Annotated in this window: 13 protein-coding genes; 5 read left to right on the forward strand and 8 right to left on the reverse strand. The window is 51.3% G+C overall.

What is annotated here, in order from left to right:
- Positions 1-105 precede the first annotated feature (105 nt).
- The 5 genes from ACFX4O_RS04375 to ACFX4O_RS04395 all read left to right on the forward strand — a co-directional run bounded on the left by ACFX4O_RS04375 (position 106) and on the right by ACFX4O_RS04395 (position 5,257).
- A complete protein-coding gene (locus ACFX4O_RS04375; protein WP_131410062.1) occupies positions 106-789 on the forward strand; it encodes an ABC transporter ATP-binding protein in 684 nt (227 codons plus the stop codon).
- 9 nt (positions 790-798) lie between these two features.
- Positions 799-2,196, forward strand: coding sequence for an ABC transporter permease (locus ACFX4O_RS04380; RefSeq protein ID WP_380207519.1), 1,398 nt, complete (start codon positions 799-801; stop codon positions 2,194-2,196).
- Positions 2,197-2,231: 35 nt separating this feature from the next.
- The gene (locus ACFX4O_RS04385) at positions 2,232-3,023 is read left to right on the forward strand and encodes an outer membrane lipoprotein-sorting protein (protein ID WP_380207520.1); all 792 of its coding nucleotides are present in this window, start codon (positions 2,232-2,234) and stop codon (positions 3,021-3,023) included.
- The gene (locus tag ACFX4O_RS04390) at positions 3,020-4,294 is read left to right on the forward strand and encodes a hypothetical protein (protein WP_380207521.1); all 1,275 of its coding nucleotides are present in this window, start codon (positions 3,020-3,022) and stop codon (positions 4,292-4,294) included. The genes ACFX4O_RS04385 and ACFX4O_RS04390 overlap by 4 nt, the downstream gene beginning before the upstream one ends.
- Positions 4,295-4,573: 279 nt before the next feature.
- Positions 4,574-5,257, forward strand: coding sequence for a response regulator transcription factor (locus ACFX4O_RS04395; RefSeq protein ID WP_017458851.1), 684 nt, complete (start codon positions 4,574-4,576; stop codon positions 5,255-5,257).
- A 109-nt stretch (positions 5,258-5,366) separates the two neighbouring features.
- Here ACFX4O_RS04395 and ACFX4O_RS04400 read toward each other — a convergent pair whose 3' ends face one another.
- The 8 genes from ACFX4O_RS04400 to queA all read right to left on the reverse strand — a co-directional run bounded on the left by ACFX4O_RS04400 (position 5,367) and on the right by queA (position 14,412).
- Positions 5,367-7,265, reverse strand: a complete 1,899-nt coding sequence (locus ACFX4O_RS04400) for an ATP-binding protein (protein ID WP_380207522.1) — start codon at positions 7,263-7,265, stop codon at positions 5,367-5,369.
- Positions 7,266-7,346: 81 nt separating this feature from the next.
- Positions 7,347-8,069, reverse strand: a complete 723-nt coding sequence (locus ACFX4O_RS04405) for an Hpt domain-containing protein (protein ID WP_380207523.1) — start codon at positions 8,067-8,069, stop codon at positions 7,347-7,349.
- Between the two features lie 16 nt (positions 8,070-8,085).
- Positions 8,086-8,718 (reverse strand): response regulator, encoded by a 633-nt coding sequence (locus ACFX4O_RS04410; RefSeq protein WP_380207524.1) that lies wholly within the window; start codon positions 8,716-8,718, stop codon positions 8,086-8,088.
- Positions 8,719-8,951: 233 nt separating this feature from the next.
- Positions 8,952-9,923 (reverse strand): protein translocase subunit SecF, encoded by a 972-nt coding sequence (gene secF / locus ACFX4O_RS04415; protein WP_131410047.1) that lies wholly within the window; start codon positions 9,921-9,923, stop codon positions 8,952-8,954.
- Between the two features lie 10 nt (positions 9,924-9,933).
- Positions 9,934-11,781, reverse strand: coding sequence for a protein translocase subunit SecD (secD, locus tag ACFX4O_RS04420; protein WP_380207525.1), 1,848 nt, complete (start codon positions 11,779-11,781; stop codon positions 9,934-9,936).
- A 27-nt stretch (positions 11,782-11,808) separates the two neighbouring features.
- Positions 11,809-12,141, reverse strand: a complete 333-nt coding sequence (gene yajC / locus ACFX4O_RS04425) for a preprotein translocase subunit YajC (protein ID WP_020456740.1) — start codon at positions 12,139-12,141, stop codon at positions 11,809-11,811.
- 21 nt (positions 12,142-12,162) lie between these two features.
- Positions 12,163-13,290: a tRNA guanosine(34) transglycosylase Tgt gene (gene tgt, locus ACFX4O_RS04430; protein ID WP_020456739.1), complete on the reverse strand. Its 1,128-nt coding sequence runs from the start codon at positions 13,288-13,290 to the stop codon at positions 12,163-12,165.
- 51 nt (positions 13,291-13,341) lie between these two features.
- The gene (gene queA, locus ACFX4O_RS04435) at positions 13,342-14,412 is read right to left on the reverse strand and encodes a tRNA preQ1(34) S-adenosylmethionine ribosyltransferase-isomerase QueA (RefSeq protein WP_380207526.1); all 1,071 of its coding nucleotides are present in this window, start codon (positions 14,410-14,412) and stop codon (positions 13,342-13,344) included.
- Positions 14,413-14,479: the final 67 nt, after the last annotated feature.

Consider the following 14,479-nt stretch of genomic DNA (forward strand, 5'->3'; position numbering starts at 1 on the left):
AAGCAAGCTATGTATTAAAAGCAAAATGATATCTATAGAATCCGCCCCCTGCCGTAACGGGTAGCCGACACCAAACAGGAACTTCACGCTAAGGAACAGGGAACGATGTGGGCAGTTGAAATGCAGGCCGTCAGTAAAAGTTATTTATTAGGACAGGTTCGTGTTGAGGCATTAAAAGAAGTGACGCTCAACATTGCACCAAAACGGTTTACCGTATTATCCGGTCAGTCTGGCAGTGGCAAAACGACACTCCTGAACTTAATCGGCGGTATCGATACTCCCGATAGTGGCCGTCTGGTTATTGCCGATCGCGAAATGAACAGCCTTAATGACGACCAATGCAGCGCTTTTCGCGCCCGTAATCTTGGATTTATCTTCCAGAACTTCAATCTTATCCCGGTGCTGACCGCACGCGAAAACGTCGAAATTCCGCTTCTGGCGCAGCATCGAACTGCGGCCTGGCGCAAGCAGGCGGTCAACGACATGCTTGAGAGCGTCGGCCTTGGCGATAAAGCCGATTCATTGCCGAACCAGCTCTCTGGCGGGCAGCGTCAACGCGTCGCCATCGCCCGGGCGCTCATTCACCGCCCAACGTTGGTGGTGGCCGACGAACCCACCGCGAACCTCGACAGCAAAACAGGCAAATCAATTTTACAGCTGTTACGGCGTTTGCAGCAGGAGCATGCCGTTACGGTGGTGTTCTCTTCCCACGATCCGCAGGTGATTGCCGAGGCCGATGACCTGTATGTCGTACACGATGGCTGTGTGAGTGGCCCGAGCACCCGATAAGGAGAGAACATGCTGAGACTAAAAACGCTGAAACACGCACTGCGCAACCTGCTGCGCAACCGTCGTCGTACCTTATCAACGCTCTGCGCAATCGTGGTTGGCGCCGTCGGAATTCTGCTGTTTGGCGGTTATAACCACTCCATCAAATACAGTTTGCAAACGACATTTGTTCGTAGCACCGGTCATCTGCAAATTCAGCATCGGGATTATTTACTGCACGGTACGGGAAACCCGGCGGAATACAGCATCCGTCATTACCAGAAAGTGATGGATATCATCACCCGCGATCCGGTACTGCAACCGATGCTCACCGTCAGCACGCCAGTGCTCATGCTGACAGGCATCGCCGGGCATTATGCTGTCGGTACGTCACGTCCGGCACTTATTTACGGCAGTGAAGCCGCAGGAAAAGTGCAACTGAACAAATGGGACGAATACCACCTCGGTGATTTCCTGCAAAACCGCCACATATACTCTGGTGCCGCAGCAGATTCGGCATTTATTGGCGGCGGTCTGGCGCGTTTGCTGCAATTGTGCGCCCTCGCAAAAAACCAGCCTTGCAGTCCTCCGCCAGCCAAAGAGAACCACGCAGCCGATCTTCCCGGCGATCTTCTGCAACTGTCGCAGCAAGCGCGACAGGCGCACGCTACGGACAGTGACAATTACATCGAGCTTCTGGCAGCTTCCGGCAACGGCGCGCCGAACATAGTACGCGTAAAAGTGGAAGGTATTCAGCCGCAACCCGCTCGCGAGCTGGATGATAGCTTTGTTGGCATCCATCTGCGCCAGGCGCAACAGCTGCTATTTGGTCAGGAAACGCCAGGCGCGACGGCTATCATTCTGCAACTGCACAGCACCTCGCAGATGGCGGCGGCGCGAGCGCGTCTCCAGCAGCTTTTTGCCAGCGAACTCGCGGATTATCCGCTGACAGTATACGACTTCACCGAGCTACAGCCGTTGTATAAACAGGTACTGAAAATGTTCGACAATATGCTCAATTTCATGCTGGTTCTCATCCTCGCCATTGCGCTATTCACCGTCAGTAACACCATGGGGATGGCGGTAATGGAGCGCACAGTGGAGATTGGCACGTTGCGCGCTGTCGGGCAGAAACGGCGTGATATCCAGCGCTTGTTTCTCAGTGAAGGCTCGCTACTGGGTGTGTTCGGCTCGACTATCGGGGTAATCGTCTCTTTATTGCTGGCATATCTGATCAATCACGCCGGACTTACCTGGCAGCCTCCCGGCGTGACAGTGCCAATCAGGATCCATATCAGCGTGTGGGGAGAGTGGGCAATGGTTAGCAGTGTGGTCGGCGTGCTGTTGCTGATAACCGTCATCTCATCATGGTGGCCTGCGCGACGCGCGGCAAATGTCTCTATCGTCGAGGCGCTACGCCATATTTGACCCCTGCCCTTCATCCATTGACAAGGAAGAACATAATGCAATTGCAAAAGAAAACCCTGGCACCGTTGTGCCTGGTATGGCTCTTGTTGGCCGCCATGCCGGCAAGTGCCGCACTTGATGCGCAACACATCCTGAAAAAAAGCGACGAGGTACGTAACCCGGATCGATCCTTTAGCCTGGTCACAACGCTTATCAGTTATAAAAACGGCAAGCAGAACGACATCAGCAAACTGGTGCTCTACTCGCGCGCATCGCCCAATGGCGGTCAATTCCGCAGCCTGCTGCGCTTTATCAGTCCGCAACGCGATGCGGGTAAATTGACACTGAAAAGCGGCCGCGATCTCTGGCTTTATGACCCAGCAAGCCAGGCCAGCGTGCCGATCTCTCCGCAACAGCGCCTGTTGGGACAAGCGTCTAACGGCGATGTCGTAACGGCAAACTGGGCCGAAGATTACAAGGCAAGCCTGGTGGCAGAAGAGCAGATCCAGGACGGCGAAAAACAAATGCGCGACTGCTACCACTTGCATTTGGTCGCAACCAATCCGGACGCGCCCTACCCTTCGATGGATCTTTGGGTCGACAAAAACGATTTCAAAAGCCGTAAAGCGGAGTTTTACGCCGTTAATGGCAATCTGCTGAAAACAACCTGGTATCGTCGCTACGAACCCGCGCTGGGCGGTGTGCGCCCCACCGAGGCGGTGATCATTGATGGCGTCAACGCCCAGCTTGTCACCGTTCTGCGCCAGCAGAATTTTGCCTGGCGGGATGTCCCGGAAGCGTGGCTACAGCGCGATTATCTGGCGCACTTTAAGGATACGGATCAATGAAGGCCTCGCGCACGCGCTTAGGCTGGCTCATCGCACTCGGCGTGCTGTGCAACGCCTCCGCCAGCGCACAGCAGGATAGCACCCTGGCGGCGCTTGAACTGGCGGACAAAACTGAGTTTACCGCTGTGGAGAACAAGGCGCTGAGTGCACTGCTCGAAATTGCCACTAACCTGAACGAAAACAGCGATAAAGAACAACGCATGTCGCTGGATATGCGTTGGGACAAAACCCTGTTACGTAACTGGCGGGTTGTACTTTCGAACCGCTTCGACAGCCGCTTCTCTCACCACCTGAGCCAAAATCGTAATATCAATACATTGCGTGAAGCCTGGCTGAGCTACGCGCTGACATCTCAGTCCTCCATCGATGTCGGGCGTGTTAACACCCGTTATGGCGTTGCGCTGGGCTACAACCCTACTGACTTTCTTGGTCGCGGTACTGTGCGTTCAGCCATATCGGCCGATCCGGAGTCTCTGCGCAGCAACCGCCTGGGCAATGCCATGATCCGTTTGCAGAAATTTTGGGACAAAGCGGCTGCAACTGTGATCTGGTCGCCCAAAATCAGTGCCAGCCGACGGCAGAACAGCGCCAGTCTTGACTGGAATGCCAGTAATCCGCGTGAACGGGTTTTACTGGCGGGAAGCTATCGTTTTGCCGAAAACCTTAATCCGCAGTTGTTGCTGCTACAGGAAGAACACCGCTCGCCCCAGTTGGGCGTAAATCTTTCGCGAGTGCTGTCGCGCTCCGCACTGGTCTATGCGGAATGGGCGGGAGGACGCCAGCCCTTCAGTTGGCAGGAAGCACTGCCTGAAAATCAGTGGGATATGGCGTGGCGTAACCGTGCAGTAGTGGGTTTGACCTGGACCGGCGAGAACCATTTGACCCTGCGCCTGGAGGGTCACTATAACGGCAGTGCCGACAGCAAAAGAGCCATCTCTGCACTTCGCGCCGCTCCCCCTTATATTGCCGCGCAGATTGCCACCTCTCCCGCAGACAGCACAGCGCAGCAAGCGCAAGACGGGCTGACACCACGCCGCGGTGCACTATTGCAGGCGTACTGGAAAGACATCGCCGACCAGTATGATTTCAACCTCATTTGGCAGCGGGATTTGCAGCGCCAGAAAAATATGGGATTTGTGGAGCTAAGGCGTCACCTGAATTCGGTGGATATCGCCCTTCAGTGGCAAAAAATCTACCGCCCTGAGGTGAAAAAGACCTATAGCGTGCGCCCAGACAGGCGCTGGCAACTCTCCGTAGATTACTATTTTTAAACCGTGTGATATTGCCGGGGCATCATCAATCCCCTACCCGCAATAGCGATGCGAATAACCTGACTCACTATCGCAACAGGCGTTGAACGGGAATCCATCTGTTTTGGGAATATAACGAACAATCCTGAAAATAATTCTGGCATTTTATCTATCAAATCTTACAAACCGGGCTTAAATATAATGGTCATTTTTCTTACTGGTCAGATAGAAAACAGGAATAGAACATCGTATCTTCTCTATCCCGCTTACATTCCTCAGGCAGGTTTAGGAGGTTAATCTATGTCCATTAATATTTTAATTGTGGATGAGCATGCAATTATACGTCGGGGAATGACCTCGATGATTAACTCACTAAAAAATAGCAATCTTAATACCGATAAACTTGATATCGACGTTATTGGTGATACCAACGAGCAAACAGAGCTTCTTGATATTCTCGCCAGTAAAAAAGTTGATCTTCTCTTTCTGGGTTATGGTCTGCATACCATTAAAACAGGTAACCCAGTATCGGAGCTGGATGGCGTAGCGCTGGTAAAATGGATTTCAAGCCGTTACCCCACAACAAAAACCATTGTTTTATCTCCCTATAACAATACGAATCTTATTCGTATTGCACTGGAGGCAGGTGCGAAAGGCTATATAAGCCGCAACACCAGCGAACGTACGCTCTGGCGTGCCATTACTACCGTGCTGATGGACGAAGTCTATATTGAACGAGGATTAATGGATTCACTTTTCCGCCGCGATGCGCTGACGCCACAGGAATTATCAACGCGCGAAAGTGAGGTTTTACGCTTATTATGCCGTGGGCTTTCGTTAACAACGATTTCCAAACGTATGAATATTAGTATTAAAACTGTCAGCGCACATAAGCTCCGTGCTATGGGAAAACTAAATGTGCGAACTGATTGCCAGCTTTACTGTTTATTATTTCAGACACGGATGTTTGACATTGCAATGTAAATTGCTGTCCCGCATTTAATTTATTATCCGTCAAACGAAAAGGCCTCTGTTCTTCCTGCTCAGGCCTTTATGCCAAATATACAAGCAAAGGCTCCGGAATTATCAACGGCTATTTTATCCATTTATTGATAACCTCCTGGCTGCAAGGTTTGAACAAACAACCATCCATTCCTGCCGCGATACACTGTTGAACAACCTCGGCTTGCGCAATGGCGGTGAACCCCAGCAGGGTTGCACGCGTATCTCCTGAACGCAGTTCTTCCGCGCGAATCAGCTTTGCAAGGGTAAAACCATCCATCACTGGCATGTTGCAGTCGATCAAAATGTAATCGTAGTTGCGGCTCATCAGCCAAAGGGTTAGCGCTTCTTCTCCATTCGTTGCTTCGCTGACCTGATGACCAAGAAATTCAAGTTGATGACGTAACAACATAAGGTTTGGCGGGTAATCATCAACAATGAGCACCCGTCTTACGCCGGAAGATAAGCGTTTTGCTGGCACAGCCGACTCATGTTCAGCAGCATTGACAGATACCGCGGGCAGGCGCAAACGCACATGGACAGCGGTGCCTTCGCCAGGGGTACTTTCCAGCGTTAATTCACCTTTCATTAGTTCACACAGGGTACGGCAAATAAACAGCCCCAGCCCGGAGCCAAGCCGTGATGCGTCTTTATCGGAATCCAGTTGCGTGAAAGGGTTAAAAAGTCTTTTTTGGTCTTCGGGCGTAATTCCGATACCTGTATCTTTGACGGTCAGCGAAACCGCTATCATTCCCTCCACAGCCGGTTCATGTTTTAGAATGACGTCTATCGAACCTTCGCGAGTAAATTTAACCGCATTACTTAACAGGTTAGAAAGGATCTGCTTGTAACGATGAGGGTCAATTTTTAACAGACACCGATCACCCCCTTCTACATGCATATTAATAGTTAGCTGTTTTTGATCGGTCGCCTCTTTGAATAACAGCGCAACAGAGCGTGTCAAAGCAATCAGCTCCTCTTTTCGCGGTGCGATTGCCATACGGCCCGATTCAATCCGTGAAATATCCAGAATATCCCCCACAACAGCGAGTAAATTTTTTGCCGCGTCGTGTGCGACTTCCAGCATCGGCTGTGGCTGTTGTGCCAGCACATTTTGCTTTATTTGTAGTTCGAGAATGCCAAGAATCGCGTTTAACGGCGTGCGGATTTCATGGCTCATCACCGACAGAAAATTCGTCTTCGCCCGATTTGCCGCTACGGCTTCATCCCTCGCTTCATTCAATTGCTGAATGAATTCCTGCCGCTCAGTCATGTCTATCCAGCCACTTAAAACACCATTGTTTCTGCCATCGCTCCCATGAAAAGGAATGATCCAGTAAAAAACGGTGCGTGATTGGGCCGAGTGGTTAAACGTCAGCAACCTGTCACGCATGAGCGGGACACCTGTGGTAATCACCCGTTGATAGTCACGATGAAACTCACGGATCATAAATTCCGGCAAAGGCAAAACATCGACGGTTTTCCCATACACCTCTTCGTGCGTGACGTTCATCTCTTCCAGATAGCGGATATTACAACTGACAAGTTCCCCACGTAGATTACGCACCGCGACCGGCCAGGGTACGGAAAACATCATATTGCTCATGCAGGAGAGTTGCTCTTTAAGCCGCTGTTGCATACGTATGCGCTGATTCACCTGTCGTCTGAGCGAAATGATCCACAACATCGAAATGATAACAATCGCCGACATCACCAAGCTAATGACCTTGATATGACGGCGCCCTCCCTGCCAAAACACGCTCTTTTGCGCAGCAACTCCAGCATTATTCACCGGAAACGTATTCACGGCTGCAGATCCGAGAGGATGGATGACTTGCGCTACTTGCTTTTCTTCTGCTCCGCTGCCAGAAAAATCGGCTACATAAAAAGCGATATTTGCCGGATGAGCATTAACTGCCAGGCAGCAAGTGAAAAGTAGCCATAATAAAAAAATGCACCATTTAATACAGCGTAAAATAAAAGAACACATTCGCTTTTCCTGGTTCCAATTTCTGGCCGATGCAGTATAAAAAACCTATTAATAATCCAACCCGAGCGCACCCAGAGTAAATCAACCTAACAAACAAACCAGTTGGTTATAATTTTTAAACATTAGCGAAATAAAACGCTGGCGCATTTTCGAAATATTTCCTTGATTTATCGTCCCCTCATCAATCAGCTGAGGCAACCGCTCCATCACAATGCAGCAGCGTATCGCCCGGCACATTCCCAAAAGATACCAGGAAGATTTCATTCGGTGGGCAAGATTGGCAATCTGAGTAAGAGTTCCAGTACGTGCGGTAATTTCAAGTTGTTGAATATCAGCAGCCAACGTTTGCAAAAGTTTAGGAACCATGGCATCAATTATTGGCTGCTGATTATTCGCCAGCCGATGTAATTCACACAACTGCGCTTGTGGCATTTCCCTCGACTGTAAAAAGCGACGTAAATGCTCTGCAGATAAAGGAAGAGACAAAATATAATCGAAACCCTTCAGGCGCAGCGTTGATTCCGTTTCTGCCTGTTCATCATCTATGCAGGCCACTAATAACGAAGGTAATGTTAATTCTCCTGCCAACTCCGCAATGAGTAACGTCTCAACTAAATCAACACCTGGATTTGCACTCTCACTCAAATCGACCAGTAGCGCATGCCAGGGGTGACGGGAAAGAGTATCCTGCGCATCGTTTATATCCACAGTGGCGAGATTCAAATCACTGTAGCGTAGCTGTTGTGCGAGGGTGCGCTGCTGTTCGGCACTGTACGTCGCAAGTAGTGTCTGCATTCCATGCATAACAAACTCCATGTCGTTAACTTGTTAATCCAATTTGCTGTAGGTATTGATAGAGCTCGTACTCGGAGGTGACACCCAATTTACGCATGGCGCTTTTTTTCTGTGCGCTGACGGTTTGTTTCGTCCTACTAAGCCGGGTGCTGATATCGTTCACCGTCATACCGCGCAGTAACAAGCGCAGCACCTCATTTTCTTTTGGTGTCAGCTTCACCTCAAGTTGCGCTGCAGCGTCCACTTGCGGCGTAGTCGTTTTCGGGGAAATAGCAGGCGAGGTGAGCGCTTGCAATGTCTGTAACAGCTTTGTCGACAAACTGGCTTTATTTAATACCGTGTGCACTCCGAGACGCAGTAATGAATGCTGAATACCGGGATTATTGATCATAGAAACAACAATAATCAGCAAATCTGGCCAGCGTCTTTTTAATAATTGAATGAGCGCCAGGCCATCGTTGTATCGCTCTCCGGGCATGCTGAGATCGGTGATCAGAATATCAGTTGCGTGCTGCTCCAACTTTGCCACGACTTCATCGGCGGTCATGGCTTCATCAATAATGAGGTACTGCGCGGAAAGTGGTGCGAGTAACGTTCGCATCCCCATTAAATAAATAGGGTGATCATCTGCAATCAACACTTTTTTAGGTTTCAACACACTGACAAATCTCTGGTCACAGCCATATCATTACGAATTCATGCACTTTAACAAAAAAGAATGGCGATGCGGAATGAATATTCAATAAAGGGAAGCTGTTCCCATTTTATAGAAAAGAAAAGATGAAATTGATATCTCTAATAAATAAGCACGCTTTTATTATAAACAGGAAAAATACTACAGATAAAAAAACCGCAGCATATGGCTGCGGTTTGTTCTGTACAAACGATTCCTTATGGCAGAATAGACGGCTGATCCGCCCCTTCTTTTTCCACTTTCTGCTGCAGTAAATGCTCGCGCTTCATCCCCATTTTCAGCGCCAGAGCAGACGCTACATAGATAGAAGAAGCTGTACCGATGGAAACCCCGATAAGCATGGTCAGCGAGAAGCCCTTCAGCATTGCGCCGCCGAAAAGATACAGCATCAGGATCACAACTAACGTGGTCCCGGACGTGATCAACGTACGGTGCAGTGTTTGCGTCAGAGAAATGTTAAAGATCTCGTATGGCGTACCGCGGCGGATCTTACGGAAATTCTCACGAATACGGTCAGATACCACGATGCTGTCGTTAAGCGAGTAACCAATTACTGACATCAACGATGCCACGATGGTCAAGTCAATCTCAATCTGGAACAGCGAGAGTACGCCCATCGTGATGATAACGTCGTGCGCCAGCGCGATAACCACGCCCGCAGCCAGACGCCACTCGAAGCGGAAACCGACATAAACCAGAATACTGATCAACGCGACCAGCAACGCCATCCCACCGGTCTGCGCCAGATCAGCGCCCACGCTCGGACCGACAAACTCAATACGTTTCACGGCTGCATTCTGGCTGGTCGCTTCGTTAATCACGCTAACGACTTTACTTCCCAGCACCTGGCCACCGGTTTCGCCCTTAGCGGGCGGCATACGTACCATGATGTCGCGGCTGCTACCGAAGTTTTGCAGCAGCGGCTCCTGGAAGCCCGCTTTCTCCAGCGCGTCACGCATCAAATCCATATCCGCCGGTTTTTCCAGCGAGATTTCGATAACCGTACCACCGGTAAAATCCAGGCCCCAGTTAAAGCCACGAACACCCATCACAACGATGGAGAGGATCAGCAGCGCGCCGGAAATGATAAAAGCCCAGTTGTCCCAGCGCATAAAGTCCCAGACTTTACGGCCGTGGTTCAATTGTTCAACAGTATAATCCTGTGCCACAACGCACTCCTCAGATAGACAGCTTGTTAATGCGTTTGCCGCCGTACAACAAGTTGACGATGGCACGGGTACCGACAATGGCGGTGAACATTGAGGTCGCCACACCAATACCAGTGGTGATCGCAAACCCTTTAATTGAACCAGTACCTACTGCGTAAAGAATAAGCACTTTGATCAACGTGGTGATGTTCGCATCGAAAATGGACGAAAACGCGCCCTGATAACCTTCGTGAATCGCCTGCTGCACCGAACGGCCATTGCTCAGCTCTTCTTTAATACGTTCGTTTATCAGAACGTTGGCGTCCACCGCGACCGCAAGGGTAAGCACGATCCCGGCAATCCCCGGCATCGTCAGCGTTGCACCAGGCAACAGCGACATAATGCCGACAATTAACACCAGGTTGGCAACCAGCGCAGACGTGGCGATCAGACCAAACTTCTTATAGAAGAAGATCATGAAGATAATGGAAACCACCAGACCTGCCAGGCAGGCTTCCAGACCCTGCGTGATGTTCTGCGAACCGAGCGTTGGGCCGATGGTACGTTCTTCAACAATCTGGATCGGCGCAATCAGTGCACCAGCGCGCAGCAGCAGCGACAATTGACGCGCTTCGGTCGGGTTGCTGATACCGGTAATACGGAAACTGTTACCGAGGCGAGACTGGATGTTGGCGATGTTAATCACCTCTTCCTGTTTCACCAGCACCGCACGTCCGTTGGCATCTTTTTTACCGCTGTCTTTGTACTCCACAAACAAGGTCGCCATCGGTTTACCGATATTGTCCTTGGTGAAGTTAGACATGATGTTACCACCTGCGCTATCCAGTGAAATGTTCACCTGCGGTTGGTTGTACTCATCCTGGCTGGAAGTGGAGTCGGTGATATGGTCACCGGTCAGGATCACGCGTTTGTACAGCACAACGGGCTGGCCTTCACGCGTCTGTTTCACTTCGGAGTCACCAGGTACGCGGCCAGAAGCGGCGGCGGAAGCATCCACGCTGCTGTTAACGAGGCGGAATTCCAGCGTCGCAGTGGCGCCCAGAATCTCTTTCGCACGTGCCGTATCCTGGATACCCGGCAGCTCAACCACGATACGATCAGCGCCCTGGCGCTGCACCAGCGGCTCAGCCACACCCAGTTGGTTTACACGGTTACGCAAGATATTGATGTTCTGCTGAACAGCATATTCGCGGGCTTCGCTCAGACGAGCATCGCTCATCACAGCGCGCAGCACGTTGTCGCCCTGATTGGAGATAACGAGATCGCGGTGGCGGGCTGTCAGGTAAGTATTCGCCTGATCGCGCGTCGCGCTATCGCGAAACTGAATGCTTAGGCCATAGTTATCTTCCTTACGCACGGTGGTGTAAGGAATGCCCTTGTCGCGCAGATCGCTGCGCAGGCTGTCCATGTTCTGTTCCTGCAACTTGCTCAACGCCGTCTGCATATCCACTTCCATCAGGAAGTGCACACCGCCGCGCAGATCAAGACCGAGTTTCATCGGTTCAGCTTTAATGGCGGTCAACCAGCGTGGTGTTGCCGGAGCAAGGTTAAGCGCGACAATGTACTGATCGCCTAACGAACTGACCAGCACTTCGCGGGCGCGCAGCTGCGCATCAGTAGAATCGAAGCGAGCAAGAATTGCGCCCTCTTCCAGTGCCACAGACTTCGCGTTGATTTTTTCTTTTTGTAGATCGTTCTGGACCTGGATCAGCGTTTGCTCACTGGCGGCGACGCCGCGCGCGCCAGTGATCTGAACAGCCGGATCCTCACCATACAGGTTGGGAAGTGCGTAAAGCAGGCCGACGATAATGACGACGACCAGCATAATGTACTTCCACAAAGGATAACGGTTTAACACGGCAGTTCCCTTTGGGAAAACAATAGATTACAGCGCCTTCATCGTGCCTTTCGGCAGAACGGCAGCTACGAAGTCACGTTTGATTACCACTTCGGTGGTGTCGTTCAGCGCGATAGCAATGTAGCCAGTGTCTGCTACTTTGGTTACGCGGCCAATCAGACCACCATTGGTCAGCACTTCATCACCTTTAGCGATGGAGTCCATCAGCTTTTTATGCTCTTTCGTGCGTTTTTGCTGCGGGCGCAGAATCATGAAGTAAAAAATCAGACCGAACACCACCAGCATCGGAATCAAAGTCCACTGGCTTTGGGCTGCCGGTGCGCCTGCTGCTGCTACCGCATCAGAAATAAAAAAGCTCATTCAAATTCCCTCATTATTAAATTAATCAACGTTCAAAGGTGGTACAGACCGCCCCTGACGCTGGTAAAAATCCGCGACGAAGCTCTCTAATTTACCCTCTTCGATAGCCTTGCGTAAACCAGCCATTAAACGCTGATAATACCGCAGGTTATGAATGGTATTGAGACGCGCGCCCAATATTTCGTTGCAACGGTCAAGATGATGCAAGTAAGCAAGAGAATAATTGCGACAGGTATAGCAATCACACTCGCTATCAAGCGGGCCGGTATCGCTTTTATATTTCGCGTTACGGATTTTCACCACGCCATTGGTCACAAACAGATGACCGTTACGGGCGTTGCGCGTCGGCATTACGCAGTCAAACATATCAATGCCGCGTCGCACGCCTTCAACCAGATCTTCTGGTTTACCGACGCCCATCAGGTATCGTGGTTTGTCTGCGGGGATTTGCGGGCAGACATGCTCCAGAATGCGGTGCATATCTTCTTTCGGCTCGCCCACAGCCAGACCGCCGACAGCGTAGCCATCAAAGCCAATCTCTACCAGACCTTTGACCGAGATATCGCGTAAATCTTCGTAAACGCTGCCCTGAATAATACCGAACAACGCATTTTTGTTACCCAGCCCATCAAAACGCTCACGGCTGCGTTTCGCCCAGCGCAGAGACATCTCCATGGAGCGTTTCGCGTAATCCCAGTCCGCCGGATATGGCGTACATTCGTCGAAGATCATCACGATATCGGAACCGAGATCGTACTGAATCTCCATCGATTTTTCCGGATCGAGGAAAATAGGATCGCCGTTGATCGGGTTACGGAAGTGCACACCCGCTTCGGTGATCTTGCGGATGTCGCCAAGGCTGAACACCTGGAAACCGCCGGAATCGGTAAGGATTGGGCCTTTCCACTGCATGAAATCGTGCAGATCGCCGTGCAACTTCATGATCTCCTGACCCGGACGCAGCCACAGGTGGAAAGTGTTGCCGAGGATAATCTGCGCGCCAGTGGCTTCAACTTCTTCCGGCGTCATCCCTTTTACGGTGCCGTAAGTGCCCACAGGCATAAACGCTGGCGTTTCAACCACGCCGCGATCAAACACCAGACGACCGCGGCGGGCGCGTCCGTCAGTGGTATCCAGTTCAAATTTCATTTCTTCTCCAGCCAGAAAGACAGTCTGACGTTTAAAACCAGCACCGCGGACCTATTCCCCGACGCGTTCAAAAATGGCTTGCGGATTGTACGTGATAAACATCGCATCCCCGTAACTAAAAAAGCGATATTTCTCTGCAACTGCGGCGTGGTACGCATTCATGGTGTGTTTGTACCCGGCGAAAGCAGAAACCAGCATGATCAGCGTCGATTCCGGCAGGTGGAAGTTCGTGACCAGCGCATCAATTACCCGGTACTGATAACCCGGGTAAATGAAAATCTGCGTATCGCCGAAGAACGGCTCAATCAGATCTTTTTTTGCTGCCTGCGCGGCGCTTTCCAGCGAACGAACAGACGTGGTTCCCACGGCGACAACCCGGTTGCCACGCGCTTTTGCCACCAGCACCGCGTCAACAACCTCCTGCGGCACTTCAGCATATTCGGAATGCATAATATGGTCTTCAATGCTGTCAACGCGCACCGGCTGGAAAGTTCCCGCCCCCACATGCAGCGTCACAAACGCCATCTCGATGCCTTTATTACGCAAACGCTCGAGTAGCGGTTCATCAAAATGCAGCCCTGCCGTCGGCGCGGCAACCGCGCCAGGCTTCTGGCTGTACACGGTCTGATAGAGCTCGCGGTCCGCCTCTTCATCAGGGCGGTCAATATAGGGCGGCAGCGGCATATGGCCGATAGCATTGAGGATATCCAGCACCGGGCGTTCGTCGTGAAACGCCACTTCGAACAACGCATCGTGGCGCGCCATCATCGTCGCCTGAATATCTTCCGCATCGCCGAGCAGCAGTTCCGTGCCCGGCTTCGGCGCTTTGGATGCGCGAATATGTGCCAGAATACGTTTATCGTCGAGCATACGCTCAACCAGCACTTCAATCTTGCCGCCGCTGGCTTTACGGCCAAACAGGCGCGCCGGAATTACGCGGGTGTTATTGAACACCAGCAGATCGCCGGGGTTGAGCTTGTCGAGTAAATCGGTGAAAGTACCGTGCGTCAGCGTGCCTGTTGGGCCATCCAGCGACAGTAAGCGGCAACTGCTGCGCTCAGGCTGCGGATAGTGGGCAATCAGGGATTCGGGCAATTCAAAGGAAAAATCGGCAACGCGCATGACACTAACTCGATACATATTTAAGAGGCGGGTAGTCTAGTGCCCACGCCCCTTCGCTGCAACCGTT

The sequence above is a fragment of the Kosakonia sp. YIM B13571 genome (assembly GCF_042788095.1).
Taxonomy (GTDB): domain Bacteria; phylum Pseudomonadota; class Gammaproteobacteria; order Enterobacterales; family Enterobacteriaceae; genus Kosakonia; species Kosakonia quasisacchari.

Bases quoted from the DNA above. Each gene is read 5' to 3' on its own strand.
- ACFX4O_RS04375 (WP_131410062.1), top strand. From the start codon at position 106: ATGTGGGCAGTTGAAATGCAGGCCGTCAGTAAAAGTTATTTATTAGGA.
- ACFX4O_RS04380 (WP_380207519.1), top strand. From the start codon at position 799: ATGCTGAGACTAAAAACGCTGAAACACGCACTGCGCAACCTGCTGCGC.
- ACFX4O_RS04385 (WP_380207520.1), top strand. From the start codon at position 2,232: ATGCAATTGCAAAAGAAAACCCTGGCACCGTTGTGCCTGGTATGGCTC.
- ACFX4O_RS04390 (WP_380207521.1), top strand. From the start codon at position 3,020: ATGAAGGCCTCGCGCACGCGCTTAGGCTGGCTCATCGCACTCGGCGTG.
- ACFX4O_RS04395 (WP_017458851.1), top strand. From the start codon at position 4,574: ATGTCCATTAATATTTTAATTGTGGATGAGCATGCAATTATACGTCGG.
- ACFX4O_RS04400 (WP_380207522.1), bottom strand. From the start codon at position 7,265: ATGTGTTCTTTTATTTTACGCTGTATTAAATGGTGCATTTTTTTATTA.
- ACFX4O_RS04405 (WP_380207523.1), bottom strand. From the start codon at position 8,069: ATGCATGGAATGCAGACACTACTTGCGACGTACAGTGCCGAACAGCAG.
- yajC (WP_020456740.1), bottom strand. From the start codon at position 12,141: ATGAGCTTTTTTATTTCTGATGCGGTAGCAGCAGCAGGCGCACCGGCA.
- tgt (WP_020456739.1), bottom strand. From the start codon at position 13,290: ATGAAATTTGAACTGGATACCACTGACGGACGCGCCCGCCGCGGTCGT.
- queA (WP_380207526.1), bottom strand. From the start codon at position 14,412: ATGCGCGTTGCCGATTTTTCCTTTGAATTGCCCGAATCCCTGATTGCC.